The organism is Streptomyces sp. CB02923 (assembly GCF_001905005.1).
Taxonomy (GTDB): Bacteria; Actinomycetota; Actinomycetes; order Streptomycetales; family Streptomycetaceae; genus Streptomyces.
In genome coordinates this window covers 371435-398232 of sequence record NZ_LWKZ01000023.1, presented here as the reverse complement: position 1 = coordinate 398232, position 26798 = coordinate 371435, and the positions used below count along the sequence as shown (strand labels likewise).

23 protein-coding genes are annotated in these 26798 nt (G+C 73.3%); 15 read left to right on the top strand and 8 right to left on the bottom strand.

Translation table 11 applies throughout. From position 1 onward, the window contains the following. Positions 1-23 precede the first annotated feature (23 nt). A complete protein-coding gene (locus A6A06_RS20290; protein ID WP_073762699.1) occupies positions 24-1352 on the bottom strand; it encodes a diacylglycerol/lipid kinase family protein in 1329 nt (442 codons plus the stop codon). Positions 1353-1524: 172 nt separating this feature from the next. Here A6A06_RS20290 and A6A06_RS20285 point away from each other — a divergent pair, with 172 nt between their 5' ends. Beyond that, on the top strand, positions 1525-2931 hold the full coding sequence (locus A6A06_RS20285) for a DUF2252 domain-containing protein (protein WP_073762698.1): 1407 nt from the start codon (positions 1525-1527) through the stop codon (positions 2929-2931). Here the strand turns inward: A6A06_RS20285 and A6A06_RS20280 are convergent. Next, a complete protein-coding gene (locus A6A06_RS20280; protein WP_073763257.1) occupies positions 2923-3729 on the bottom strand; it encodes a YhjD/YihY/BrkB family envelope integrity protein in 807 nt (268 codons plus the stop codon). The two genes, A6A06_RS20285 and A6A06_RS20280, sit on opposite strands and share 9 nt — an antisense overlap. 183 nt (positions 3730-3912) lie before the next feature. On the opposite strand from A6A06_RS20280, the gene A6A06_RS20275 reads away from it, so the two are divergent. After that, positions 3913-4320, top strand: a complete 408-nt coding sequence (locus tag A6A06_RS20275; protein WP_073762697.1) for a tautomerase family protein — start codon at positions 3913-3915, stop codon at positions 4318-4320. A 106-nt stretch (positions 4321-4426) separates the two neighbouring features. On the opposite strand, the gene A6A06_RS20270 is transcribed toward A6A06_RS20275, so the two are convergent. Together A6A06_RS20270 and A6A06_RS20265 are read right to left on the bottom strand one after the other, a co-directional pair. Continuing rightward, positions 4427-5383 carry a hypothetical protein gene (locus A6A06_RS20270; protein ID WP_073762696.1) on the bottom strand — a complete coding sequence of 319 codons (957 nt, stop codon included), beginning with the start codon at positions 5381-5383 and terminating at the stop codon, positions 4427-4429. A gap of 641 nt (positions 5384-6024) precedes the next feature. Further along, positions 6025-6741: a class I SAM-dependent methyltransferase gene (locus tag A6A06_RS20265; RefSeq protein WP_073762695.1), complete on the bottom strand. Its 717-nt coding sequence runs from the start codon at positions 6739-6741 to the stop codon at positions 6025-6027. A gap of 195 nt (positions 6742-6936) precedes the next feature. On the opposite strand from A6A06_RS20265, the gene A6A06_RS20260 reads away from it, so the two are divergent. After that, positions 6937-7557 (top strand): chemotaxis protein CheB, encoded by a 621-nt coding sequence (locus A6A06_RS20260; protein WP_073762694.1) that lies wholly within the window; start codon positions 6937-6939, stop codon positions 7555-7557. A 106-nt stretch (positions 7558-7663) separates the two neighbouring features. Beyond that, positions 7664-8488: an SDR family oxidoreductase gene (locus tag A6A06_RS20255; RefSeq protein WP_242440843.1), complete on the top strand. Its 825-nt coding sequence runs from the start codon at positions 7664-7666 to the stop codon at positions 8486-8488. A 75-nt stretch (positions 8489-8563) separates the two neighbouring features. On the opposite strand, the gene A6A06_RS20250 is transcribed toward A6A06_RS20255, so the two are convergent. Beyond that, positions 8564-10930 carry a HelD family protein gene (locus A6A06_RS20250; protein WP_073762693.1) on the bottom strand — a complete coding sequence of 789 codons (2367 nt, stop codon included), beginning with the start codon at positions 10928-10930 and terminating at the stop codon, positions 8564-8566. A 224-nt stretch (positions 10931-11154) separates the two neighbouring features. On the opposite strand from A6A06_RS20250, the gene A6A06_RS20245 reads away from it, so the two are divergent. The 3 genes from A6A06_RS20245 (at position 11155) to A6A06_RS20235 (ending at position 14401) form a co-directional block, all read left to right on the top strand. After that, a complete protein-coding gene (locus tag A6A06_RS20245) occupies positions 11155-11772 on the top strand; it encodes an ArsR/SmtB family transcription factor (protein WP_073762692.1) in 618 nt (205 codons plus the stop codon). Beyond that, positions 11769-13082: an MFS transporter gene (locus A6A06_RS20240; RefSeq protein WP_073762691.1), complete on the top strand. Its 1314-nt coding sequence runs from the start codon at positions 11769-11771 to the stop codon at positions 13080-13082. Before A6A06_RS20245 ends, A6A06_RS20240 begins: the two co-directional genes overlap by 4 nt. Before the next feature lie 263 nt (positions 13083-13345). Next, a complete protein-coding gene (locus A6A06_RS20235; protein WP_073762690.1) occupies positions 13346-14401 on the top strand; it encodes a chitinase in 1056 nt (351 codons plus the stop codon). A gap of 91 nt (positions 14402-14492) precedes the next feature. Here the strand turns inward: A6A06_RS20235 and A6A06_RS20230 are convergent, their stop codons facing one another. Continuing rightward, complete coding sequence (locus A6A06_RS20230) at positions 14493-14675, bottom strand: hypothetical protein (RefSeq protein ID WP_199931014.1); 183 nt, start codon at positions 14673-14675, stop codon at positions 14493-14495. 577 nt (positions 14676-15252) lie between these two features. Between A6A06_RS20230 and A6A06_RS20225 the strand changes: the two genes are divergently transcribed. The 5 genes from A6A06_RS20225 to A6A06_RS20205 all read left to right on the top strand — a co-directional run bounded on the left by A6A06_RS20225 (position 15253) and on the right by A6A06_RS20205 (position 20184). After that, the gene (locus A6A06_RS20225) at positions 15253-16872 is read left to right on the top strand and encodes an ABC transporter permease (RefSeq protein WP_242440842.1); all 1620 of its coding nucleotides are present in this window, start codon (positions 15253-15255) and stop codon (positions 16870-16872) included. 155 nt (positions 16873-17027) lie between these two features. Continuing rightward, positions 17028-18335 (top strand): ABC transporter ATP-binding protein, encoded by a 1308-nt coding sequence (locus tag A6A06_RS20220; RefSeq protein ID WP_073762687.1) that lies wholly within the window; start codon positions 17028-17030, stop codon positions 18333-18335. Positions 18336-18395: 60 nt separating this feature from the next. Beyond that, a complete protein-coding gene (locus tag A6A06_RS20215; protein ID WP_073762686.1) occupies positions 18396-18722 on the top strand; it encodes a hypothetical protein in 327 nt (108 codons plus the stop codon). After that, positions 18719-19714 carry an endonuclease/exonuclease/phosphatase family protein gene (locus tag A6A06_RS20210; RefSeq protein WP_199931013.1) on the top strand — a complete coding sequence of 332 codons (996 nt, stop codon included), beginning with the start codon at positions 18719-18721 and terminating at the stop codon, positions 19712-19714. Before A6A06_RS20215 ends, A6A06_RS20210 begins: the two co-directional genes overlap by 4 nt. 140 nt (positions 19715-19854) lie before the next feature. Then, on the top strand, positions 19855-20184 hold the full coding sequence (locus A6A06_RS20205) for a DUF3140 domain-containing protein (RefSeq protein ID WP_073762684.1): 330 nt from the start codon (positions 19855-19857) through the stop codon (positions 20182-20184). Positions 20185-20215: 31 nt separating this feature from the next. On the opposite strand, the gene A6A06_RS20200 is transcribed toward A6A06_RS20205, so the two are convergent. Further along, positions 20216-21421, bottom strand: a complete 1206-nt coding sequence (locus tag A6A06_RS20200) for a helix-turn-helix domain-containing protein (protein WP_073762683.1) — start codon at positions 21419-21421, stop codon at positions 20216-20218. Positions 21422-21805: 384 nt separating this feature from the next. Between A6A06_RS20200 and A6A06_RS20195 the strand changes: the two genes are divergently transcribed. The 3 genes from A6A06_RS20195 (at position 21806) to A6A06_RS20185 (ending at position 25548) form a co-directional block, all read left to right on the top strand. Then, positions 21806-22900 carry an esterase/lipase family protein gene (locus tag A6A06_RS20195; protein WP_073762682.1) on the top strand — a complete coding sequence of 365 codons (1095 nt, stop codon included), beginning with the start codon at positions 21806-21808 and terminating at the stop codon, positions 22898-22900. Positions 22901-23090: 190 nt separating this feature from the next. After that, positions 23091-23801 (top strand): ribonuclease H family protein, encoded by a 711-nt coding sequence (locus A6A06_RS20190; RefSeq protein ID WP_073762681.1) that lies wholly within the window; start codon positions 23091-23093, stop codon positions 23799-23801. A gap of 367 nt (positions 23802-24168) precedes the next feature. Then, a complete protein-coding gene (locus A6A06_RS20185; protein WP_199931012.1) occupies positions 24169-25548 on the top strand; it encodes a hypothetical protein in 1380 nt (459 codons plus the stop codon). A 35-nt stretch (positions 25549-25583) separates the two neighbouring features. On the opposite strand, the gene A6A06_RS20180 is transcribed toward A6A06_RS20185, so the two are convergent. Further along, positions 25584-26636, bottom strand: coding sequence for a helix-turn-helix domain-containing protein (locus A6A06_RS20180; RefSeq protein ID WP_242440841.1), 1053 nt, complete (start codon positions 26634-26636; stop codon positions 25584-25586). Between the last annotated feature and the right edge of the window lie 162 nt (positions 26637-26798).

Below are 26798 nucleotides of genomic sequence, written 5' to 3'. Positions count from 1 at the left end.
GGCGGCGAGCTCCACGGCCCGCGTCAGCGCGATGAACTTCCGTGCGGGCTCCGTGGCGGCAGCAGCCCCAGCCTGACGAGGAGGCGCCAGTCCAGCGGCGGCCGGGCCCTGCGCACGCCCGGCCGCCGCCTGGGCACGAGCACCCGCAGGGCCAGCGGCCGCACCTCGCAGTGCACCGGTACGCGCAGCCGCAGCGCCTCGCCGTCCACGCCGACCGGAATCCGCTCCTGATCGGCGTCGACGACGACGTGCGTCGCCGTCACCCGCGTCAGACCGGCGGCCCGCCGGCCCCGCACCAGGCCGGCCGCGTGCCCGGCGCTGCTGACCTCGACGCCGACACAGCCCAGCACGCCGCTGTCCAGGCGTGCCCGGCGTCCCAGCCCCGCGATGTCGCCCGTGCCGTACGGGTTGTTGCTCACCAGCAGGGCCTGCGGCCCGGCGATGAGGTGCGCACCGGCACGCGCCGTGAGCTGCCCGCCCCGGTGGCCCATGAGCAGGTCGGGCAGCAGCTCCAGGGTCGTGCGGGTCTTGCCGTCGCGGTACGACGGGCTCTGCACCACCTCGGCGTAGGCGCCGAACGACACGTTGTTGACGAAGGGCCGCCCGGCGGCCCGGCCGAGGTCGACGCGCAGCTCCACGCCGTCGCGCAGGGCGTCCAGGGCCTTCGCCGGGTCGTCGCGGTCCAGCCCCAGGTCCAGGGCGAAGTGGTTGCGCGTACCGGCCGGAATCACCAGGAAGGGAAGGCCGAGAGCGGCGGCGACGTCGGCGACCAGGGCCTGCGTGCCGTCCCCGCCCGCGACGCCCAGCAGGTCCGCGCCCCCGGCCGCGGCCTTACGGGCCAGCTCGGCCACGTCGGTCTCCCCCGGCCCCTCCAGGAGCAGCACCTCCGCGCCCAGCGCCGCGGCCTTCTCGCGCAACCCGAACCGGCGCACCTTGCCGCCGCCCGAACGCGGATTCATGATCAGGACGGGGTGGCGGGTCTCCGGCGCCGGCCGCTCGGGCATCGGGGCCGGCCGGTCGTGCAGGACGAGCGCGGCCCGGCCCGCTCCGAGGGCGGCCAGCCACAGTCCCGCGGACAGCGCGACCACCCACGCCAGCCGGGCGCCGGTGTACTCCAGGACGACCCACGCCGGGGCGGCCAGCGCCAGCAGGAAGGCGAGGACCCGCAGGACACCCCGTCGGCTGAGGGTCCACCAGACCGCCGCGGCGGTGACCGCCAGACCGGCGAGTCCGACCCCCACCAGGGCGAAGGTCCGTATCCCCGCGAACACGCCCAGCACCAGTACCGCAGCGGCGGCGGCCGCCAGCGACGCCCGCGCCAGCCACCGCTGCCTTCGCATGGTCGGTTCCATGCCGCCACCGTGCGCCGGCCCGCCGGTACGGGCATCACCCGGGCAAGGCGACCCCGTACCGGGCCGGACCGGGCCGCGGCGCGCCGGGCCCGCTCCCGCCCGCCTCACACCGCCGGGGTGATGGCGGACCGACCGCACCGGCCGAAAGTCGTACCCCCAGGAGGGAGCCGCCATGTCCGACGCCGAGAAGCACACCCGTCTCACCCCCGAGGAGCGGGCGGCCCGCGGCCGGTCGGCCCGTACCCGCGTGCCGCGGTCCCGCCACGCGGAGTTCGCTCCCGCGCCGGACCGGCCCGACCCGGTCGCCGTGGTCGAACGGCAGTCGGCGAGCAGGCTCCCGGAGCTGGTGCCGATCCGGTACGGGCGGATGCTGGAATCCCCGTTCCGCTTCTTCCGCGGAGCCGCCGCCATCATGGCGGAAGACCTGGCCTGCACGCCGGACACCGGGCTGCGGGCCCAGCTGTGCGGGGACGCCCACCTGCTGAACTTCCGGCTGCTCGCCTCCCCCGAGCGGCACCTGATGTTCGACGTCAACGACTTCGACGAGACCCTGCCCGGCCCCTGGGAGTGGGACGTCAAGCGGCTGTCGGCCAGTCTCGTCATCGCCGGCCGCGCCAACGGGTTCGGCGGGCCGGAGCGGTCCCGCGTGGTCCGGGACACGGTCCGTGCGTACCGCGAGGCGATGGCCGGATTCGCCGGGATGCGCAACCTCGACGTGTGGTACACGCGGATCGACGCGGACGAGCTGTACGGCGTACTGAGCGGGGAACTGGGCAAGCGGGCCCAGCGGCGGGTCTCCCGGACCCTCGCCAAGGCCCGCGCCCGCGACCACCTCCAGTCCCTGGAGCGGCTCGCCCACCCGGTCGGCGGCGAGCTGCGGATCACGCCCGACCCGCCCCTCGTCGTACCGCTCGGCGACCTCCTCCCCGGCGTCGAACGCGAGCGTCTGGAGCAGCAGTTGCGGGAGCTGGTCGACCGCTACGCGCGCACCCTGCAAACCGACCGGCAGGCGCTCCTCGCGCAGTACCGCGTGGCCGACATGGCCCGCAAGGTGGTCGGCGTCGGCAGTGTGGGAACCCGCTGCTGGGTCCTGCTGCTGCTCGGCCGCGACGACGCCGATCCCCTCTTCCTCCAGGCCAAGGAGGCGCAGGAGTCGGTGCTCGCGCCGCTGGCGGGCCCGGGGCCCTGGGCCAACCAGGGGGAACGGGTCGTCCACGGACAGCGGCTGATGCAGGCGGCGAGCGACATGTTCCTGGGCTGGGAGCGGGTCGAGGGGCTGGACGGGCGACAGCGCGATTTCTACCTGCGCCAGCTGCGCGACTGGAAGGCCATCCCCCGGACCGAATCCATGACGCCCGACATCATGTGTCTGTTCGGCCGGCTGTGCGGCGCGACGCTGGCCCGCGCCCACGCCCGGTCCGGCGACCGTATCGCCATCGCCGCCTACCTGGGCCGCTCCGACGCCTTCGACCGCGCGCTGGCACGGTTCGCCGAGAGCTACGCCGACCAGAACGAGCGCGACCACCGGGCGCTGGCCGAGGCGGCCCGCGACGGCCGGGTGGAGGCGAGGTCAGCGTGACGGTACGTCCGGCGGACCCGGCCGGTCCCGGGACGCCTCGTCGTGGGCCAGCACCTGCCCGGCCGCGATGCCGGCCACGACGGTGACGAAGAAGAGGATCAGCCAGGACAGCAGCGTGAAGACGGAGCCGAGCGGCCCGTACCGCTCGACGCTGTGGGCCAGCACCCGCGGCAGCCAGAGCCCGGAGGACAGCGAGAACGCCACCGCGCCACCACCGGTCAGCAGCGCCCCCGGCAGCAGCGGCATCCAGGGCACCCGCCCGGCGAGCAGCAGATGCTGGGTCCACCACCACATCAGGACGGCGCCGGCCAGCTGGAGGGGCACCCCCAGCGCGGCACCCGCGCCGAACGCCCGGTGGAGCATCCCCTGATACAGGAGTGCCACGATCCAGACCACGAGCCACAGCGCCCAGCGCCACGCCACGATCCGCGCGCCCGAATGCGGCAGGTTCCAGGAGCGTTCACACACCCGCTGGAGGACCCGCGTGAAGGCCGTGGCGGACAGCAGGGCGACCAGCGCGCCGGCCGCTCCCCAACTGTGCAGGGCCTGGTCCCGGTACCCGTGGACCGCCTCGACCGGCACCAGAAGAGGACTGTCCGAGCCCACCAGGGAACGCAGCGACCTCAGCAGTTCCTGCCGTACGGCGTACGGGCAGAGGGACGACACGGCGATGAGCATCGGCAGCGCGGCCAGGAACGCCTGCGCCGCCAGCCGGGTCGCGAGATCCAGGATGTGGACGCCCACCAGCTGCCGCACGACACGCCCCGCCAGCGGACGGGCGAGACCGCTGATCGCCATGATGCTGCCCTCTCGCGGCAGGAAGCCCCGGCCCGCCATCCTCACAGCCGCGCGGCCATCGCGTGTCGCCCGCCGGGGGTGAGGGGCAGCCGTTCGACGACCGGCTGCCACCCGCGCTGTACCTACTGGTATGTATGCTCGCCGGTGCGCACCCACGGCAGTCACACCGGAAGGAGCACCACCATGCCCTTTGTCCGTATCGACGCGTTGCGGGCCGACGCCGAACAGCTCGACGCGCTCGGCCGCGCCGTCCACGACGCCCTGCGGGAGACGATCGGCATTCCGCCGGACGACCTGTTCCAGGTACTGACCGGGCACGACGGCAGCAACAGCACACTGCGACACGGCGGTTACCTCGGCGCGGACCGCGACGACGGCGTCGTGTACATCGCGATCACGATGCGCTCCGGCCGCTCCCCCGCGCAGAAGCAGGCCATGTACCGCCGGATCGCCGAACTCGCCCACGCCCGCGCGGCCGTGGAGCCGCGGAACGTCTTCGTCACGGTGACCGAGAACGCGTCGCCCGACTGGTCCTTCGGGCACGGACTGGCGCAGTACGCCGACTCCCCGGAAGCAACCGCCCGTTCCTGAGCCGCCGGAATGCCGGACACCGGACATCGAAATACCCCTGGCCACCGCCCGCGGCGCGAAGACGGCATCCCGCTGGACCACGGTGAGCAGCGATCCCCATCGGGAATCAATCGGTTCCGTCCGGGTCTTCCGGTCGGGTGCCGCTCGGCCCCGGCAGCTGCCGCTCCGGTGGCGCGTCGCGCACGCCGTCGTCGAAGACGACGGTCAGCGGGCGCCTTCCGTCCCTGGCCGTGGTCCGCAGCCCCTCGGCGATACGGGAGTAGCAGGCGCTCGCCAGGGCCCATGTGCCGTCCAGGTGGCTGTCGTCCCGGGTATGGCGCAGGGCGATCAGCGCTCCGATGACGGACCGGCCCGACAGTACGGCCCGTACCCGGCCGTTGCCCTCGTCCGCGAGTTCGCACGTGGCGCGGAAGTGCTCGTTGCCTGCGGCGCAGGCGGCGAGGAACTCCCATGATTCACGGTGGCAGACGAGGGCGACCGTCCCGGCCTGAGCCGCCTTCAGGAGCAGCACGCCGTGGTCGACGTCGTCAGCACCCGAGTCGGTGTCGGCATCCTGGTCGATGCCGCCCCCGGCCTCCTCCCCCGCGTCGTCATCGGCGTCATCGTCGTCATCGGAGTCCATGAGCGGCGGGAAGGCCGGCTCCGGCCCGGCGTCGACCAGGTCCGGGTCCGGGTCCGGGTCCGGGTCCGGGTCCGGGTCCGGGTCCGGATCCGCGTCCGTCCACTCGGATTCGGCGTTCTCGCCGGGTGGTTCCCGCCGGTCGGCGCTCTCCGCACGGAACACGGGGTGCTGCGCCAGCGCGTCCAGCGCGTGCTGGAGTCCGGCGATCGACTCCCGTACCTCGCCGACCTCCTGCCGCAGCAGCGACACGGCCCGCTCCGTGTCCGCGGCGGCAGCGGCGCCGCGGTCGGCACGGGCCCGGGTTTCCCGGGCGTCGGCCCGCAGCTCCGCCGCCTCCGCCGTGAGGTGCTCCAGCACTTCACGGCGCGCGTCGTCCAGGCGCCGCCCCAGCCCCGCGACCTCCTCGGCCAGCGCCTTGCGGACGTTGAGCAGAGCCGTCATGAGATCCTTGTTGCGCCCCACCGGAACCCCCGTACAGCACGTTTTCGGACGGTGTAGGCGAGGAACCTGCCCGGGTGGGGCATGCGTTGATGCGCCCTGGACACGGCGAGTTCGCAGCCGTCCGAAAAGGCGCTGCCGGAGGGGCAACTACGCGCCAAACGACCGTACTTACGGGCGAGAGGCGCACAGTTGCGCACAGCTGACCCCCGGTTGGGAAGGGGACCCGAGGGGGGTCAGCCGGACAGCGTCACTCAGGTGTCGTCGCGCAGAGCGATCCTCGAAATTGCCGTCCACAGCGCCTTAACGGCGACAGCGACGGCGAACCGTGAGGCCAGCTCCTTGGTCCACGACCTCTTCTCCTTCGCGGCCATCTTGCACCTTCCTCTACTCCAGACGTCGCAGCGAAGCGGACGTGCCTTCACTGCCAGGGCGGGTAAGGGGAGCCCGTCCTGCCCGGTGAAGAGGCGCCGGGCCCCGCAACGCCCCCTGAAGTCGCGGGACCCGGCTTCCCCTTATGCGCCTGGAGTGACTAGGTGCATGGCGCGATTCTAGCGGCGAAAGCCGGTAAGTGTCCGTGACAGGCGTGCTGTTGAGCCCGGACCCGGCTGCCGGAGGGCGGCCGCCGCCCTCCCGGGCACGGTTCAGCGGCCGAGGTCCAGCCATTGGGCCGGCAGGTCGATCCGCTCTCCGTCCGCGCGGTTCTCGGTCATCACCAGGTCGATCTCGCCGCTCGCCAGCACCGGCAGGCCGAGGTCGCGGAAGAACCCGGGGATGGTGGCGTCGTCCGCGTCGGCGGGGGTCAGGCCGTGGGCGAAGATGCTGGCCAGCTTGGGGGGCGGGCCGTCGGCGCCCTGGGACGCGTGGGCCAGCACCTGCTTGGCGCGGGACAGCGGCTCGACGACGAAGGCGCGTCCGCGGTCGCCGAGCAGGGCCGCGACCGCGGCGGCGACCGCGGGGCGGGCGTCCGGTTCGCTCTGGTGGATCACCGCGCGCAGGTAGACGTTGGCGTCGCCGATGCGCTCGTGCAGGCGCCGGACGGCGTCCTGGTCGGTGGCGTTCAGCTGCTCGAACCGGGCGGTGCCGCCGGTGTCGGCCCGCCGCGCGTGGGCGACGGCGGCCTCCGCGAGGTCGACGCCGATGGCCCGGGGGAAGTGCCGGGCCAGGCAGCGGGTCTGGGTGCCGGTGCCGCAGCCCAGGTCGACCACGGGCAGCGAGGCGTCCGCGAAGGGGGCCAGCAGCGTCAGGTGGCGGCCGGCGGCGAGTTCGGCGGCGCAGTCGAAGATGGCCGCGCCCGGAGCGTCCGATGTGTCACGCCAGTAGCTCTCCCACGACTCGCGGTACCGTTCCGACACGTCCATGCGCTCTCCCAGCTCCGGCGTTGCCTTCCTGCTCTTGGTTGTCTCCCGTGCGCCGGTGGAACAATCAGTGCACGTGAACGTTCACCCGGCGTGCACATCCGCGCTCGACATCGCCCTCAACCGCCGCCGCGGGTGCGGGGTGCGTCCGTGGGCAGCATCGCGGTGTCATGATGGGCGCAGGGAAGAAGGACCGCGATGCCCAAGCGTCTGTACTCCACCACCGTTCCGTATCCCGTCGTCGCCTTGGTGGCCTCCGCCGGAGGGATCGAGGTGCTCGGCCGCGTCCTGGCGCCGCTGCCGGCCGCGCTTCCCGCGACCGTGCTGGTCTCCTTGCACCAGGCGCCGGGGCGGGCCGGTCTGCTGGCCGAGCTGCTGAACCGGCGTACGGCGCTGCCCGTCCGGAACGCCGTCGACGGCGACGCGATGGTTCCCGGGTCGGTGCTCGTCGCGCCGCCGGGGCATCACATGCTCGTCACGTCACCGTTCAGCCTCGCGCTGATCGCCTCCGGCGCCTTCCCGCCCGCCCGCCCGTCGGCGGACCTGTTGCTGGCCACGCTGGCGGTGATCTGCGGGCCGCTGGCGCTGGCGGTGGTGCTGACCGGTACCGGCACCGACGGGCAGGCCGGTATCCGGGCCGTCGCCCATGAGTGCGGCACCGTCTTCGCCCAGGACCGGGCGAGCAGCCCGCACTTCGCGATGCCGTTCGCGGCGGCCGAGACCGGCCTGGTCGAGGCCGTGCTGCCGCCGGACGCGCTGGCCGCCCGTATCCGCGACCACGTGGCCGGACTCCGCCCGCGGCCCGTCGACGCCGGCTGACGCGGAGGGTGGGTGCGCGGCACCCGGGCACGGCCCGTCCTGGTGGGGACGTACGCCGTGGCGCAGCCTCATGAGGACAGGCATCAGCACCGTCGAGAGGCACCGCATGAACCCGAACACTGCCGCGCGTACGAACTCCGAGCCGGACCCGGGGGCCGGCCTGGACCCGGGCCGGAGCGGGCACCGCGACGCGGGCGCGGCCACGCCCGGCAAGGTCGTCCTGATCACCGGTGCGAGCAGCGGCATCGGCGAAGCGAGCGCGCGGCGGCTGGCCGCGGACGGGCACCGCGTCTTCCTCGGCGCCCGCCGCACCGACCGGCTGGAGGCGCTGGCCGGCGGGCTCACCGCCGACGGCCGATCGGCGGCGTACCGGCGCCTGGACGTCACCGACGCCGCCGACGTGCGGTCCTTCGTCGACGCGGCGCACGCCACGTACGGACGGGTGGACGTCCTCGTCAACAACGCCGGTGTGATGCCGCTGTCGCCCCTGGAGGCGCTGCGGACCGAGGAGTGGGACCGGATGCTCGACGTGAACGTCCGGGGTGTGCTCCACGGGATCGCCGCCGCGCTGCCGGTGATGCGGGAGCAGGGCGGCGGGCACTTCGTGAACATCGCCTCGGTCGGCGCGTACGAGGTGTCGCCCACCGCCGCGGTCTACTGCGCCACGAAGTTCGCGGTGCGCGCCCTGTCCGAGGGGCTGCGCCAGGAGTCCGGCTCGGACATCCGCGTCACGGTCGTCTCTCCCGGCGTCACCGAGTCCGAACTCGCGGACGGCATCGGTGATCCGCTGGCCCGGCAGGCGATGCGGGACTACCGCTCGGTGGCCCTGCCCGCCGCCGCGGTCGCGAACGCCATCGCCTTCGCGGTCGCCCAGCCCGCGGACGTCGACGTGAACGAGCTGGTCGTACGGCCGACGGCGAGTGCTCAGTAGCTTCCGGAGCCAGGGGGTCGGCGCGGTACGGAGGCGCCGCACCGAGGGTGTGCGGCGCCTCCGTACCGTACGACGTCAGCGGCCTGGACCGGCCGCCTCGGGCTCCGTGGCCGGCTCTGCCAGGGACCGCAGCGCCGTCGGCAGCGCCCCGGTGTGCACCACGCCCAGCCGCTGCGTCGCCCTGGTGAGGGCGACGTACAGGTCGCTGGTGCCGAACCCGGCCGGTTCGACCACGATCACGGTGTCGAACTCCAGGCCCTTGGCCTGCCGGGGGTCGAGCAGGACGACCGGGCGGGTCAGGTCGAGGGCCGCGTCGGTGGACACGTCCGGCAGGGCGGCGGACAGCGTGGCGGACAGGGCCGGGTGGTGGGACCGCGGCGCGATGACCGCGAGCCGGCCTTCCCCGGGGCCGCCTTCCCCCGCACCGGCCGTGCCGTGCTCCCCCGCCTGCGCGGGGCGGGACTTCGCGCCGTCGGCCGTCTCCCGGGCCACCGCGTCGGCGACCGTACGCGGCAGGTCCGCGGCGGTGGCGCCGAGGGCCCAGGGCCGTACGCCGGTGGAGCGGATCGAGCGCGGCGGCGCGAAGGAGGCGTCCGCGGCGCGGGGCACCTCCGCGGCGACGTCCATGATTTCGCTGGGTGTGCGGTAGTTGACGCCCAGCCGGACCAGTTCCCAGCGGTCCTCGACGTACGGCGCGAGGATCGGCTCCCAGGCGCCGCAGCCGCCGGGCTCGGCGGTCTGCGCCGGGTCGCCGACCAGCGTCATGGAGCGGGTCGGGCAGCGGCGCATCAGCAGCCGCCACATCATCGCGGACAGTTCCTGTGCCTCGTCGACGATGATGTGACCGAAGGCCCAGGTGCGGTCGGCCGCGGCGCGTTCGGCGGCGCTGCGGTGGTCGGCCTCCTCCTGGCGGTCCGCGAGCCGGTCCGCGTCGATCAGGTCGTGTGCGGCCAGGACTTCCGAGTCCTCGTCGTCCTTGTCCTCGAACTCCTGGGTGCGGGAGCCGTAGGAGAGGTCGAGCACGCCCTGCGCGTACTTGATCCGTTCCTGGCGCTCGGCCTCCTCGGCGGCGCGGGCCGCGGAGTCGTCCTCGCCGAGGAGTTCGGCGGCCTCGTCCAGCAGCGCGATGTCCGCGGGCGTCCAGTCGTCCTCCGCCGGCCAGGGGCCGTGGTGGCCGGGCGGGCGGCGGATGGCGGCCGCGTCGGCGGCCGGGAGGTGCACGGGTTCGGCGAGGAAGTCGGCGACCAGTTGCTGCGGGGTGAGCGAGGGCCACAGTTCCTGGATGGCGGCGTGTACGTCGGGGCTGGCCGCGACGCCCTTGCCGAGCTGGGCGACGTCGTCCGGGCCGAGGAGGTTCGGGCCGCCGTACGGGTCGGCGCCGATCCGTTCGGCCAGCTGCGCGGTGAGCGCGTCGATGACGTGGAACGCGAAGTACGGGCGGGCGAGGTTGTGCGGCAGCCGCGTGGTGCGCGCGTGCTCCCGGGCGGCGGCCGCGATGTCCGTGTCCAGCAGCAGTTCGCCGTCCTCGTGGTCGATGACGAGGACGGGGTCGGGCAGGGCCTGCCGGTCGTGTACGTACCGTGCCAGCGCGTCGGCCATCGCCGCGCCGCCCTTGATCTCGGCGGCGCGCGCGGAGTCGGTGCCGGTCGCGGTCACGCCGGGGAACAGCTCGCCGGGGGTGGCGAGCAGTACGCCCGTCTCGCCGAGCGAGGGCAGCACTTCCTCGATGTAGCCGAGGAAGGCCGGGTTGGGGCCGACGATCAGTACGGCGCGGCGGGCGAGCTGCTCGCGGTACGCGTACAGCAGGTACGCGGCGCGGTGCAGGGCGACGGCGGTCTTGCCGGTGCCCGGACCGCCCTCCACGACCATGACGCCGTGGTGCGGGGCGCGGATGATGCGGTCCTGTTCGGCCTGGATGGTCTGCACGATGTCGTGCATCCGGCCGGTGCGGGCGGCGTCCAGGGCCGCCAGGAGGACGGCGTCCGCGTCGGAGCCCTCGTGGCCGGTGCGTTCGGTGTCGGCGAGGTCGAGGATCTCGTCGTGCAGGGCGGTGACCCGGCGCCCTTGGGTGGTGATGTGGCGCCGTCGGCGCAGGCCCATGGGGGTGTGGCCGGTGGCGAGGTAGAAGGGACGGGCGACGTCGGCCCGCCAGTCGATGACCATCGGCGTACGGTCGGCGTCGTCGCGGCGGATGCCGAGGCGGCCGATGTGGCGGTCGGCGCCGTCGCGGAACGCGAGGCGGCCGAAGCACAGGCCGTTCTCCCCGGCGTCGAGGGCGGCCAGCAGCCCGGACTGCTCGGCCACCGTCACGTCGCGCTCCAGCCGCGCCTGGAAGTGGTTCCCCTCCAGCGGCAGCGCCCGCCGGACGGCGGACTCGGCTCCCGCCCGCAGTTCGGCGAGGCGCTCGTGGAGCAGATCGGTGAATTCCTGCTCCTGCCGCAATTCCTCGTTTGACAATTCGACTCCGCTCGGATATTGTGTGCTGTAGTGGCGAGGCATGCGATGATTAATTACCAAGACATGTAAACGCCCAATATACGCAGAGAAATACCCCGGCCGTCAATACGGACCGGGGCTTTTTGTTGTGCGCGTAAGCCGCCGGGCAACTTGCAGAGAGTTCTCTGCAACCCCTATGCAGAGAACTCTCTGCACCCTAGGCTGCCGCCATGCCCGACCAGCCCGAACACCCCTCCCCCGACCGCCCCGCACACGAGCGCCCCGCCCGCCGCCTGGACGCCCGCAGCCTGCGCGGGCTGGCCCATCCACTGCGGATGCGCATCTTCGAACTGCTCACCCTCGACGGTCCGGCCACCTCCGCCCGGCTCTCCGAACGCCTCGGGGAGAACACCGGCACCGTCAGCTGGCACCTGCGCCACCTCGCCGAGCACGGCTTCATCGAGGAGGAAACCGGGCGCGGCACCAAGCGCGAGCGCTGGTGGAAACGGGTCGGCGTCACCAACGACCTGAACACCGCCGACTTCCGCGACGATCCCGACAGCCGGGGCGCCCTCTCGGTCTATCTGCACGAACTGGTGCAGCAGTACTTCAACCGGGTCACGGACTACGCCAACGAGGACTGGGACGAGACCTGGCGGCAGGCCGGCACCGTCGCCGACTGGCACGACCTGCGCCTGACACCCGCTCAGCTCAAGTCTCTGAACGCCGAGTTGTTCGAGGTGATCGCCCGCCACACCCCTGCTCCGGAGGCCGCCGCCGCGCCGGACGCGCTCCCCGTCGTCGTACAGCTCCAGTCCTTCCCGCGCAGAGAGCGGGGCGACGCGTGAGCCGGACCGCGGAGCGGCGGGGCGGGCTGCTGCGGCGCCACCGCGACTTCCGTCTGCTGTGGTGCGGCGAGACCGCCGGCAAGTTCGGCGCCTCGGTGACCGGAGTGGCCATGCCGCTCGTCGCCGTGTCGACCCTGCACGCCGGGACGTTCGAGGTGGGGCTGCTGAGCGCTGCCGCCTGGCTGCCGTGGCTGCTGCTCGGCCTTCCGGTCGGCGCCTGGGTGGACCGGCTGCGGCGCAGGCCCGTCATGATGGCCGCCGCGGCGGTCTCCTGCGTACTGTTCGCCGGTGTGCCGGTCGCCGCGTGGTGCGGTTGGCTGAGTACGGGCCTGCTGCTGGCCGTCGCCCTGTTGACGGGGACGGCGACGGTGTTCTTCCAGACCGCCTACAGCGCCTATCTGCCGAGCATCCTGGACCCGGGCGACCAGGCCGAGGGCAACGCCAAGCTGCACGGCAGCGCGTCCGCCGCGCAGGTTGCCGGGCAGGGTTCCGGCGGCCTGATCGCGCAGGCCGCGGGTGCGGTGAACGGGATGTTCGCGCAGGCCGCGACCTTCCTCGTCGCGCTGTTGTGCCTGGCCGGCATCCGGCACCGCGAGCCCCGTGTCCGCCGGGCGGAGCGGCGGCCCGGGGCGCTCGCCGGTGAGGTCGGCGAGGGGCTGCGGCTGATCGCCGGTGATCCCTGGCTGCGTGCGCTGACGCTGTTCGGCGCCGCCTCCAACCTGGGCCTGATGGGGTACCAGTCGATCCAGGTGATCTTCCTCGTCCGCACCGTCGGCCTGTCGCCCGCGATGGTCGGCGGCCTGGTCGCGGCGACCGGCGCCGGGGGTGTGGCCGGTGCCTTCGTCGCCCGCCGGATCGCCGCCCGGGTGGGGACGGCCCGTGCGACGCTGCTGTTCGAGTTCGGTCTGGCGCTGTTCGCGCTGCTGATGCCGCTGACCACCGACGGCGCGGGGGTCGTGTTCTTCATCGTCGGCGGCTGCTGCGTCTCCGCGGGCGTGGTGGCCGGAAACGTGATCAAGGCAGGCTTCCAGCAGCGTTACTGCCCGCCGCACATCCTCGGCCGCGTCACCGCCGGTACGACCTTCCTCGGCTACGGCACGATCCCGCTCGGCGCGCTGCTCGGGGGCACGCTCGGCACCGTACTCGGCCTGCGCGCGGCCATGTGGATCACGACCGCGGGCATTCCGCTCGCCGCGGTCATCCTGCTCCTGTCACCGGTGCGCCGGGCACGTGACCTGCCGACGTCCCGTCAGGAGCCGGTCGGCGGCCCGCCGGAACCGTCGGCGGTCCGTCCGCGGGGTCCGCGTTGAGCAGAACCCCTGAGCCGCCGTCCGCGGCGGCGTACGCAGGGCGCGTCCACCCCCGTACCGAGTTGGTCCAGACCTATTGACGGCCCTTGCGGGTCACCCTACGGTTCGGGCAACACCACGCGCAGTGCAACATCCACCCCCCGCGCACCACCAGCACCGCGCATCACTCCCCCGCACGCCGTCCCATCCGCGCGTCACCGTCACCACGCTCCACCGGTCCCCCTCCTCAGTCACCGCCGGCCACGGCCGGAAAGGAGCACATCATGTTCGGTCGGGCGTCCCGCCTGCTCGGAATCGGCCTGGCCTCGGCCTGCGCCGTCTCGCTGCTGACCGCCGCGGCGCCGGGCGCCGCTCCCCAGGAGACCACCTGTCCGGTCAAGTCCAAGCCCGCGGGCAAGGTGCTCCAGGGCTACTGGGAGAACTGGGACGGCGCGGCCAACGGGGTCCACCCGCCGTTCGGCTGGACCCCGATCACCGACTCCCGTATCGGCGCGCACGGCTACAACGTGCTCAACGCCGCCTTTCCCGTCATCCGCTCGGACGGCACGGTCCTGTGGGAGGACGGCATGGACGCGACCGTGAAGGTCGCGACACCGGCCGAGATGTGCGAGGCCAAGGCGGCGGGCCAGACGATCCTGATGTCCATCGGCGGCGCGGCGGCGGGCATCGACCTCAGCTCCGCCAAGGTCGCCGACCGGTTCGTCGAGACGGTCGTGCCGATCCTGAAGAAGTACAACTTCGACGGCATCGACATCGACATCGAGACCGGCCTCACCGGCAGCGGCAACATCAACACACTGTCGGCCTCACAGTCCAACCTGATCCGCATCATCGACGGCGTGCTCGCCAAGATGCCGTCGAACTTCGGCCTGACGATGGCGCCGGAAACCGCGTACGTCACCGGGGGCAGTGTGACGTACGGCTCGATCTGGGGCGCGTACCTGCCGATCGTGAAGAAGTACGCGGACAACGGCCGCCTCTGGTGGCTCAACATGCAGTACTACAACGGGAGCATGTACGGCTGCTCCGGCGACGCGTACTCCGCCGGCACCGTCCAGGGCTTCACGAAGCAGACGGACTGCCTGAACAAGGGGCTGGTCATCCAGGGCACGACCATCAAGGTGCCCTACGACAAGCAGGTCCCCGGCCTTCCGGCGCAGCCGGGAGCGGGCGGCGGATACATGTCCCCGGGCCTGGTGGGCCAGGCCTGGAACACCTACCGGGGCGGGCTGAAGGGCCTGATGACCTGGTCGCTGAACTGGGACGGCTCGAAGGCCTGGTCGTTCGGCAACAACGTCAAGGCGCTCCAGGGGCGCTGACCCCCGAAGCGCCGCGCCGACGGCGCGACGGCCCCGCCCGGGTGACCTACCCGGGCGGGGCCGTCGCGTCGCGGGACCGTCCGCGGACGGCTCAGCTCTCGCCCTCCTGGGAGGGGTGCAGGCCCAGCATCTCCAGGAGCATCTTCAGCTCGTCGGCGTCGCGGGCCTGGCCGGCCAGGGTCAGCCGGGCCTGCCGCCGTACGGTGGCCGCCTCGTCGTCCTCGGGGACGGCCGGGTCGGTCTGGTTCTCGCTGCGGTGGTCTTCCTTAATCATCACCGCCATTGTCCCATCACCCCGGAGCGCACCGGCGCCCCGGGGCCCGTACCGGTACGGGCCCCGGGAAAGCGGCACCTGAGCAGGGTAATTCTGAAAGCGCCTTCAGGAAATTCGAATTTCCCGTCACCGCACTCCTCGGGGCCTTCGATCGGCACGAATTCTGAAGAGTCATTCAGGTTCCGGAAAACGCCCGGAGATCTTTGACCGCGCCGCACATTACGTGCCATCATTCTTTTCGGTACCGGCCGCCGGAGGCCGCCGCATCCCTGTACCGAAGAATTCGAGGAGGTGGTCGTTGTGCTGTACGGCGATCCTCCCAGTCGCGCTCGCCGCCGACCCCGCTGTCCCCGCTGACCGGGCCGTACGGCCCGCGGCGTCCGTTCTGCCGGGCCGTGCGCCCGTGCGGTGGCCGCTTTGCCGCCGCACCGGCCCGCCCGCACGAATTCTTTCGGGTCCTTCCATGTCGAAACTCCGCCAGTTCCCGTCCGGCGGCGCGATACGCGCTGCCCGAATGCGTCCCGTGGACATCCTCATTCTCTGCGGTTTCGTCGCACTCCTCTATCTTGTGGTCCGCGTGGCAGCCACCACCGACCAGCCTTACCACCCCGGAAATCCACCGGCCGTCTCCACCGATCCCGGCCTGCTGCCGTACTACGCGGCGCGTTCCGTGCTGCGGATGTTCGCCGGGCTGGTGCCCGCGGTGCTCTTCACCTTCGTGTTCGGTACGTGGGCCGCCCGGTCCCGGCGGGCCGCCAAGGTGATCGTCCCGGCGATCGACATCCTGCAGTCCGTACCGGTCCTGACCTTCCTCGGCATCACCGTCACCGGCTTCGTCGCCCTGTTCCCGCACTCCACGCTGGGCCTGGAGTGCGCCGCGGTCTTCGCCGTCTTCACCGCGCTGGTGTGGAACATGGCGCTGGCCTTCTACCAGTCGCTGACCACCCAGCCCGGGGAGCTGGACGAGGCGGCCCGGCTGATGGGGCTCACCCGCTGGCAGCGGTTCTGGAAGCTGGACGTGCCCAGCGGCATGATCGCCCAGGTCTGGAACGGCATGATCAGCTTCGGTGCCGCCTGGTTCGCGCTCAGCGCCTCCGAGACGATCAGCGTCAACAACCGGGACAACGCCCTGCCGGGCATGGGGTCGTACGTGGCCCAGGCGCTGGGCGACGGGGACGGCGCCCGGGTCGGCCTGGCCGTCGTCGTCATGATCGTGACGGTGGTGTCGGTCAACTTCTTCTTCTGGCGCCCGCTGACGGCATGGGCCGAGCGGTTCCGCACCGAGGAGTGCGAGATCGCCGAGCAGCCGCGCAGCTGGTTCCTCCAGCTGCTGCGCCGCTCCACACTGCCCGGCCGCCTGGCGCGCGGCCTGCGCCCGGCCGGTGAGCGGCTCGACCGTGCCATGCGGGTGCTGGGCACCGGCGGCGGACGGCTGCACCACGACGCCGCCCGCCGCAGGCAGGCCGACATCGTCTTCACCGTGCTCTACACGGTGGCCGTCGCGGCGATCATGTGGCAGGCGTTCTCCTACATCCTGGCGCACGTGCCGCTGCCCGAGATCGGCCACGACGCCCTGCTGGCACTGATCACCTACGGCCGGGTGCTGCTGCTGGTCGCCTTCTCGACCGTGGTGTGGGTGCCCATCGGCGCGTGGATCGGGATGAACCCGAAGGTCAACCGGATCGCCCAGCCGGTCGTGCAGGTACTGGCCTCCTTCCCGACCAACTTCGTCTTCCCGCTCGCGGTCATCGTGCTGGGCGTTTCCGGCATCTCGCTGAACTGGGGCTGCATCGCCCTGATGGCGCTCGGCGCCCAGTGGTACGTGCTGTTCAACGTCATCGCGGGGGCCGGCGCCATCCCCGGCGACCTGCGCGAGGCCGCCGCCGACCTGGGGCTGCGCGGGTGGCTGCGCTGGAGGAAGCTGATCCTGCCGGCCGTCTTCCCCTCGTACGTCACCGGAGCGCTGACCGCGTCGGGCGGCGCCTGGAACGCCTCGATCCAGGCGGAGACCGTCAGTTACGGCACCACCACGCTCACCGCGGTCGGCATCGGCGCGTACATCCAGCAGGCGACCGCCGACGGCGACTTCGCCCGCAACTTCCTCGGCGCCGTCCTGATGAGCGTCTACGTCGTCGTCATCAACCGGCTGTTCTGGCGACGGCTGTACCGCTTCGCGATGAAGCGCTGCGCCCTGTAGCGGCAGCCCGGCAGCGGTACCGGCACCGGCAGCGGCACCGGAGTGCCACGGCGCCCGGCCGCCGGGCTGTCAAGGCGCCAAGCCACAAATCCGCAAAGCCGTGAAGCCGTGAAGCCGTGAAGCCGCCGAAAATCCCACCACCTCGGAGCATCATCATGAACACCTCCGTCCTCAGCGTCCGCAACCTCTGCAAGGACTTCCCCGCCCCCGACGGCGGCGTCCTGCCGGTCCTCGACGACGTCTCCTTCGACCTGTACGAGGGGCAGGTCATCGCCCTGCTCGGCAAGTCGGGATCGGGCAAGTCGACGCTGCTGCGCCACGTCGCCGGTCTGCTGGCGCCGTCCGGCGGCACCGTCCACTACCGCGGGAAGCCGGTCACCGGCCCGAACCCCGGTGCCGCGATGCTGTTCCAGTCCTTCGCCCTGATGCCGTGGCTGACGGTCCAGCAGAACGTCGAACTCGGCCTCCAGGCCCGGGGCGTGCACGCCGTCGAACGGCGTGGCCGGGCCCTGAGCGCCATCGACATGGTCGGCCTGGACGGCTTCGAGAACGCCTACCCCAAGGAGCTGTCCGGCGGGATGCGGCAGCGGGTCGGCTTCGCCCGCGCCCTCGTCGTCGAGCCGGACGTCCTGCTGATGGACGAGCCGTTCTCCGCGCTGGACGTCCTGACCGCGCAGACCCTCCGCAACGAGCTGCTGGAACTGCTCGCCCACCCCGACTCCCCCACCCGCACCGCCCTGCTGGTCACCCACTCCATCGAGGAGGCCGTCCAGCTCGCCGACCGGATCCTGGTGCTCGGCACCGGCCCCGGCCGTGTCAAGGCCGACCTGCGCGTCGCTCTGCCGCGGCCCCGCGACCGTCGCGACGACGGCTTCGAGGCGCTGGTCGAGGACGCGTACGAAGCACTGACCGGCCGGCGCACCGCCGCCGTGCCCGGCCCGGCCGGACAGGACCCGCTGCGGGCCGCCGGACCGCTGCCGGACGCCGCCGTGGAGTCCCTGACCGGTCTGCTGGAGTTCCTGGACACCCGCGGCGGCTCGATGGACCTGGCGGCGCTGGCCGACGCGCTGTCCTACGCGGTGGACGACCTGATGCCCCTGGTCGAGGCGGTCCAGCTGCTCGGCTACGCGAAGGTCGCCGCCAACCGGCTGAACCTCACGGTCACCGGCCGCGGCTTCGCGCGCGCCGACATCCTCCCCCGCAAGCACCTCTTCGCCGCTGCCGCGCTCGCCAACGTCCCGCTCATCGCCACCATCCGCACGCTCCTGCTGGCCTCCGGCAGCGGCCGGCTGCGCGAGCCGTATCTGATCGGCCGGCTCTGCGGTCACATCCCCGAGCACGCCGCGCGCCGGCAGCTGGCCACCGCGGTCACCTGGGGCCGGTACGCCGAGCTGTACGAGTACGACGCCGACGACCGCGTCCTGCTGCTTCCCGCCGAGCACCGCCCTTCGAACGCCGCCTAGGCGCGCGGGCGAGGGGAGCTGTCACCCGTGAACACCGCGCACTCCCTGAGGAGGAGCACCATGGATCCGCGCAAGACCGTACCGGGCCCGCGCAAGGCCCTGCCGGACCCGCGCCGGGCCGTACCGAGCCCCCGCACCGGCGCGCCGTCCCCGCGTGAGGCCGTGCCGGACAGGCCCAAAAGCGCCACGAGTGTGGCGGAGGGCATTCGCGTCCTTCTTCTCGTGGCCGTCCTCCCGGCAGTGGTGGTGACCGCCGTCGCCCTGTCCCCGCCTGCCGCCACCCGGCTGATCTGCGCGGGGCTCCTGGGGGCCGGCTGCACCTGTGTGGCGTTCGCCGTGGCGGGCGGGCGCTGCCTGGCGCGCCGTTCGGACGGAAGGCGCCGGTGAGCCGTCGGGGAGGGCCGGGCCGGGCCGCCGCCACGGGCTTGCGGCGGCCCGGCCTCCGTATCGCCGTACCGTCCCTGCTCCTCGCCGTGCTGCTGGCCTACCCGGGCCTGCTGCCCAACACCCCGGGCCACCTGGGCAGTCTGGCCGAGACCGCGCTGCCCTGGTTCGGCGCCGCGGTCCCGGTCCTGCTCGGGTGGGCGGCGCTGCGCCGTTCCGTGGTGGGGGTGGCCGCCGCGCTGGTGCCCGCGGTGGTGTGGGCCGTCGTGTTCCTGCCGGGCTACCTCCCGGGAGGGGGTGACGCACGGGCCGACTTCCACGTCCTGACGTACAACGTCGGCGGCGACCGCACGTCCCCCGCCGATGTCGCCCGGCAGGTGACCGGCACGGGCGCCGACGTGGTGGCGCTGGAGAAGGTCCCCGCCTCCGCCATGCCCGCGTACGAACGGGCACTCGGCTCGGCGTACCCGCACCACGCGACGGCGAACACCCTCGGCCTGTGGTCCCGTTATCCGGTGAGCGAGGTGGCCGACCTGGACCTGGGCGGCGCCTGGCCGCACGCGATACGGGCCCTCGTCCGCACGCCGGGCGGCGACACCGCCTTCTACGCCGTGCGCCTGCCGTCCGTACGGGTCCGTGCCCGCGAGGGCTTCACCATAGAGGCGCGGGACCGCAGCGCGGCCGAGCTGGCCCGCCGGGTGGGCGACGACCCGACCTCGCGCGTCGTCCTGCTCGGCGACCTCAACGGCAGCCTGCGCGACCGGGGCCTGGCGCCGCTGACCCGGCAGCTGGCCTCCGCCCAGCGCGAGGCCGGGCGGGGGCCGGGCTTCTCCTGGCCCGCGGCGTTTCCGCTCGTGCGTATCGACCACGTCCTGGTACGCGGCCTGCGGGCCACGGACTCGACCGTGCTTCCGGACCACCACGGCAGCGACCACCGGCCGGTTCTGGCGGGGCTGCGCGGGGCCGGTGGGGCGGGTGGGGCGGGCACGGTGTGAGCCCGCCGGGAGCGGCGGCCCGTACCCGCGCCGCCCGGGGCCGTCCCCGGCGTACCGGAACGGTCGATCGCCGGGTTTGTCCGGCCGGGCCGCTGGACACCCAGTGTGCGTACGTTCGCAACGATCTCCAGGAGGCGTCCATGACAGCGCAGGTCGGCGACGGGCTGTGGGACGAGTTCCACAAGGCCGTCAACATGACCTCACGTGAGCTGCGGGAGTGGCTGAACGTCGAGGCCGCGGGCGAGGACAGCGAAGAGGTCCCGGACCGGGCCGGGCGGCCCCTCGGACGGCAGGTGCTGGAGATCCTGGGCAAGCGCCGTACCGACCTCACCGAGAAGGACGCCGAGGCCATGCGCCGTGTCGTCGAGGTCGTCGGCGCCCAGCGGCCGGAGGGCACGGACCCGACGGCCGGCGGCGCGGACTGGCGCCGCGGCCTGATGGACATCGGCCACGACCCGCTGAAGGAGTGAGCGCCGGGCCGTACGGGCGGACACCGGCCGCTCACCGCCGCAGGGCACGCGTACGCAGCGCCAGCAGTGCCCCGAAGCGGAATCCGGGGTCGGCCAGCCGGCCGTCGAAGAGCGTGTCCAGTTGCCGCAGGCGTTTGCGTGCGGTCTGCGGGTGGATGCCGAGGGCCTGGGCGACCTCGGGGGCGGTGCGGCCCCAGGACATGAGGAGCGCGTCGAGCGTCTCCGCCAGCCGTGCCGCCCGGCCCGCGGGCAGCCCGTCGAGTACGCCGAGCGTCCGGTCCCCCAGCAGGCGCCCGATGTGCGCGCCGCCGAGCAGGTGGACATCGGCCAGCCGGTCGCCGACGACCAGGAGGTCGCCGTCCGGCGCGCCGGTGTCCCGGTGGTGGTTCAGCGCGAGCCGTACGCAGACGAGGGACACCCAGGCGTCGTGCGGCGCGACCGCCGGACCGAGTGCGGCGGTGCGGCCGCGGACCGCACCGCGTACGTCCTCGATCCCGGCCGGTCCGCCGCCGGCCGGATCCGGGAGGATCACCACCAGGTCCGCGCCGCGCGGCAGTACTAGGGCGTCCGGCACCGGCGCGGTGAAGCGGCTGCCCGCCGCACCGCGTACGACGAGACAGGCGACCTGGGCGGGCAGCGGCCAGCGGGCCCGTGCCGCGAGGGCTTCGAGCGGTTCGCGGGGCGTGCCGCGCGGCTGTTCCAGCAGCGCCTGGGCCAGGGCCCGGCGGCCGCGCTGCACCTCGCCCTCCGCGCGGGCCTGGGCGGTGACGAAGCCCTTGACCGCCTCGTTGGACAGGGCGTTGATGTGCGTCAGTACGGCTTCGTGCAGCGGCAGGACGATCTCGGTGGGCAGTGCGGCCGTACGGGCGATCTCCGCGTAGCGGCGGCTGCCCACCCGCGCGCCGACGCGGAAGGCGGCCTGGAGCCCGTCCGTGGTGCGCCCGTTGAGGAACTCGACGCGCCCCAGGTGGCGGAAGTGCCGTACGTGGTGGTCCTGCGCGCTCTCCGGAGCCTCCGTCAGCTCCGCGAACTGGCGCATCGCGCGGCACACCGAGTCGACCAGGTCCCGGCCCATGGAGGAGTCGAGCGGGCGCCGGTAGGCGGGCACCTCCTCGCGGATGACCTCGACCATGGCCGACGCGATGGTGTCGATCCGGGGGCGGAGCAACGCTCCGAAGGACTCCGGAAGTTCGCGCCAGGGGCCGCGCGCGAACGTCTCACCAGGCGGGTCGTGCATCGCGGGCCTCCTCCGGGCCGTGGGCAACGGGACACGCATGTCCCCGGGCCGGGATCGTGCCCCCTTCCTGCCCCGCCGGTCCAGCCTCGTGCGGGCGGCGGCAGGTCCGTACCCACTCCTCGTGTCCGCTCCTCGTGCCCGCTCTCCGGCGCTGCGGCGGCTGACCCGGCGGCCCACGGAAGTGTCACGGAGGTGACACCTTTCCCCTTCCCGCTCGACGCCCTCTGGCGCAACCGGCCGTACGGCGCGAGCGTGGTCCCGACGTTACGCGCCGGTAGCTCCCCGGACACCTCCCCGCAGCACGCGGGCCCGGACGCCGGTCCGGTGCCGTGACGTCCGCCCTTGTGGCGCCCGTACCGAACCACGGCATGAGGAGAGCAACTGATGCGCAGCAACGGGACCATGCGCGCAAGACGCCGGCGACGGCCGGTCACCGCACTGACCGGACTCGCGGTGGCGGCCGGCCTGGTGCTGGCCGGAGCGGCCGCGGCACCGGCTACGGCACGGACCGCGTCCACCACCGCGTCCGCGACCGCGGTATCGACTGCCCAGGCACCGGCGGCCCAGGCAGCGTCCGTCCAGACAGCATCCGTCCAAGCACCGCCTGTCCGGGCAGGGGCCGTCCGGGCGACATCCGCGGGCGCCGCCTCGGGTGCGTCCACCGCCACCGACCCCGTCGGCCCCCCGCAGGGCAACTTCCTGTCCGCCTTCCTCTACTCCGTGACCCAGCCGACCGCCCTGCCCCCCGGCGCCAACGACTGGTCGTGCAAGCCGGGCCCGGCGCACCCCCGCCCGATCGTCCTCGCCCACGGCACCTTCGAGAACCGGTACGCCAACTGGGCCGCCCTCTCCCCCGAGCTCAAGAACGCCGGTTACTGCGTCTTCGCCCTCAACTACGGCGGGACCAAGGGCCCCGTGCTGGGCACCGGCGACATCGCCGCGTCGGCGGGGCAGCTCGCCGCGTTCGTCGACCGGGTGCGGGCGGCGACCGGGGCGGCGAAGGTCGACATCGTCGGGCACTCGCAGGGCGGCATGATGCCGCGGTACTACATCAAGAACCTCGGCGGAGCGGCGAAGGTCGGCCGGCTCGTCGCCCTCGTGCCCTCCAACCACGGCACCTCGCTCATCGGCCTCGGCCTGCTGGCCCGGCTCGTTCCCGGCGCCGACGTCGTCGTCGGAGCGGCCTGTCCCTCCTGCGAGCAGCAGATCGTCGGCTCGCGCTTCCTGAAGGAGCTGAACGCGGGCGGCGAGACCGATCCGGCCGTCGACTACACCGTGATCTCCACCTGGTACGACGAGGTCGTGACCCCGTACACCTCGGCCTTCCTGCCGTCGGCCCGCAACGTCACCAACGAGACGCTCCAGAGCCACTGCCTCCTCAACATCACCGCCCACATCAACATCACCTACGACCGGACGGCGACCCGCCTCGTCCTGAACGCGCTCGACCCGGCCCACGCCCAGCGTCCCACCTGCTGACCTGCTGACCTGCTGAGGCGGTACGGCCCCGGCGGGCGGACGCGGCGACCGGCCGCGTGCCGTGCCCGCCGGGGCTCGGGGGCCTGGCAGGACTCCGGGAGACTGGTGGGGCTCCGGGAGACTGGCGGGTCCCCTGGCGCCCGGCGGGCCCGTGGTCGGCGCGGGTCGCCGGAGCTGGCAGTATCGAGGGATGGCAGAACAGATCACAGCCGCGTGCGACGGGGCGTCGAAAGGGAACCCCGGGCCCGCGGCCTGGGCATGGGTCATCGCGGACGCCGCGGGCACGGTGGAGCGTTGGGAGGCCGGCCCGCTGGGGACCGCGACCAACAACGTGGCGGAACTGACCGCACTGCGGGAGCTGTTGGCGGCCACCGACCCCGCCGCGCCGCTCCAGGTGCGGATGGACTCGCAGTACGCGATGAAGGCGGTCACCACCTGGCTGCCGGGCTGGCGGAAGAAGGGCTGGAAGACCGCGGCGGGCAAGCCGGTGGCCAACCGTGACCTGATCGTCGGGATCGACGAGCTGCTCACCGGGCGGGCGGTGGAGTTCGTGTACGTACCGGCCCACCAGGTAGACGGCGACCCGCTGAACGCGGCGGCGGACGGCGCGGCCAGCGAGACCGCGCGCACCCAGCAGGCCATCGGCAGCGCCCTGGGCTCCGCGCTCCCCGCGCCGGAGCCCGCCGGTGCCGCGTCCGGCGGGCGGGCGCGGCAGCCGGGAGCCTCCCGGGTCCCGTCCGCGCGGCCGGGCAACAGCTCCCGGCCCCGGGGGTCGGTCAAGGCGCGGTTCCCCGGCCAGTGCCGCTGCGGGCAGTCGTACGGCAAGGGCGAGACGATCGCGAAGAACCCGGACGGGTGGGGTCACCCCGCGTGCGCGGCGGGCGCCGGAGCGGCCGGGTAGCAGCGGTGGGACGCATGCGGGGCGGCATCAACGCCCCGCATGCGCGTATCAATACCCATGAAATGCTCATCCTCTTATCCGACGAACACATTTCAATACCAGCGTTTTCCCTGCCTCTTATAGCTCGTCCGGGTGAAGTACGTGCCTGTTGACGCTGACGTACTCCACCAATGCGGCCTATCAGTGGAATCCTTTCTGCCGTGATCAGGGAGCTGCCATTCGGGCCGCCCCGTGATGCTGCAACCACCTCCCCCCGCCCCGTACTTGCACTGCGCCGTGCCTTCGCACCCGCCGTGCGCGCGGTCCGGGGACGGAATTGCGGAAAGAGTGGCTGGTAGAATTGAAGTTTTCTCGGTGTACAGCCCTGGTGGCCGCCATGGGGTCGCTGGCGGCCGTCCTCACGGTCGGCGCTCCGGCGGCGACGTCCCAGGAGCCGCCGCCGGCCGCCGCGGACTCCTCGCGCTACTCCCACGAGGGTGAGCAGCGGGCCTTCCGCCACGAGCAGCTCCCACAGGGTGCCATGCCCGGCGGCAGGTCCAAGGGGGTCATCACCCCCATCGGCCACCAGGGCTTCCAGCTCCGTTACGACGGCTCCGACCGCGGGCGCGTCCTCGCCCTCGAACGGCGCCACCGCCAGCTGCGCCCGGTGGCCCTCACGTCCTGGCTGAACACCCGCTCCCGCGCGGCGGTGCACCTGTCGGGCTGCCCGACCAAGGTGCCGCTGCGCGGCGCGGACGGGTTCTGCTGGCAGCGCGGGTCGTCGGACGACCTGGGCTGGGACTACGTTCCGCAGGGGCTGACCGGATCCGGTGAGGCCGAGCCGCGCTCGGGCCACTGGCAGGGGCGCAGCATCGTCGCCGCGAGCTGGGCGTCCAGCTACGCCCACCCCAGCGCCCCGCGCAGCGGCAACAACCGCCCCTGGCGCGGCGCCAAACAGGTCGACCACTACATGAAGGTGTCCTTCACGGACGTCACCGACCGCGGACGCCCCCGGTACCGCAGTGCCCTGCTCGTCGCCCCGCAGGGCAGGGGCGGCGGGTTCACCGCCCTGAAGGGGCACGGCGACACCCTCTCCTGGTACGGCCCCTACCTGTTCCTGTACAGCAGCGAGCGGCTGCGCGTGTTCGACGTACGGCACCTGTGGGCCACCACCACGTCCTCGGAGCGGGTGGGGACGCGCCGCGGCGCGGTGAGCGCCAACTGGCAGTCGGCCGCGCTGCCGCAGGTCGGCCAGTACACCTTCACCGGCCGCAACGGGTGCGGGAGCAGGCCGGGCGAGACGCCGTGCTTCAGCGGCGCCTCCATCGACCACGGGTCGGCGTTCGCGCCGTCGCTGGTCACCGTCGAGACCAGCTCGCCGAGTTCCCGCGTGGTGCGGTGGCCGCTGAGCCCGACGTCCCACCTCCTGCGCAGCGACGACCGCGGCCTGGTGCGGGCCGCTGCCGGGTACCGCGTCCCGCTGGCCGGTCCGCAGGGCGTCGTCCAGCAGGACGAACGGTTCTACTTCACCGCGATGTGCCCGGACGCCCGCCGGGTGTTCGGCGAGCCCTACTGTCTGTACCGGGGTGACTCCGGCGGTCCGGTGCGCGTGTGGAGCCGTATCCCGGCGGCCGCCGAGAACCTCTCGTACTGGCCCGCCACCGAGCAGCTCTGGGTCTCCAACGAATCCCCGTACCGCAAGTACGTACGCCCCCGCCCCGAGCTGAACGGCCGCGCCGTCTTCAGCGTCCCCCTGTCCGAGGACTGACCCCGGCCGCTCCCGGCCCGGCGCCCTCCGCGCGGTCAGCTGTCCGCGCGGAGGGCTTCTTCCTGCCCGTCGCCCCGGGCGCGGCGGGCAGGGCGGGCAGGTCGGACCTCGCCCGGTGTCCGGCCGAAGTGTTCGCGGAAGACCCGGGTGAAGTGCGGCTGGCTGGCGAAGCCCCAGCGGTGGGCGATGTCCGCGACCGTCAGCCAGGCGGACGCGGGGTCGGCCAGCTGCTGCCGGGCCCGCGCCAGACGGCGTTCCAGGATGTGGCGGGACGGGCTCAGCCCGGCCTGCCGGAAGTCGCGGCTCAGCTGGCGTGTGGAGATGCCGAGCGCGTCCGCCACGTGGGCGGCGCACAGCCGGGGGTCGGACAGGTGCCGGTCGATGTGTTCCTCGGCGAGCAGCAGCCGTACGCCGCGGTCCGCGCCGTCCGGACCGCGGCGTACGGCCAGGCAGTGCACCAGGTCCAGTACGGTGCGCTCGGCCGCCGCGGCGTCGCCGGGGTCCGGCCGGCCGGACCGGACGAACCGGCCGGACAGGACGGCTTCGAGGCGGCTCAGGAGCGGCGCCTCGGCCGTCGTGCCGCGGCTGAAGACCAGCGGCGCGGGCACCCCGCCGGGCAGGCACCGCTCGGCGAACACCGCGCGGGGGATGTCCACCAGCAGCTGGCGCATCGCGGTGGGGAATCCGAGGAGGTACGAGCGGCGGGTGTCGTACAGGACCAGATCGCCGGCGCCGAGGGTGAAGCAGCCGCCGCTGTGCAGGAACACCGCCTGGCCGGAGACCAGCAGCGTCGCGAAGACCGAGTCCTTGGGGGACGTCCGGCACGTCTGCGGGCTGCGTTCGATGACGTGCTCGTTGCCCGCGATGTCGGCGAGCCGCAGACTGCCGAGCCCGGTGTTGGTCTGCGTGGCCAGCAGGCCGTCCTCGGAGTACGGGGAGCAGCGCAGGCCGACCAGGGCCTGCCGGTTGTAGTCCTCCCACAGGTCCACGCGGTCAGCCGGGTCGACGGACCGGGTCGACATGCGGGAGTAGCCGGGGGCGGGGTGTCCGGGGGCGGGGTGTGGTCCGGGGGCGGGGTGTCCGGGCAATTCCGCCTCCTTGCCGTGCGCGTGCGTCCGCTGCCGTTGGCCCGGCCGGACGGACTCGCCCTTCGGCCGGGCCGCCCTGCCGGGAGGCGCAGCCTACTCCGGGAGGCCGTCCCCGGGCACGGCTCCGGACGCAGCGCCGGACACGGCTCCGGACGCGGGTAC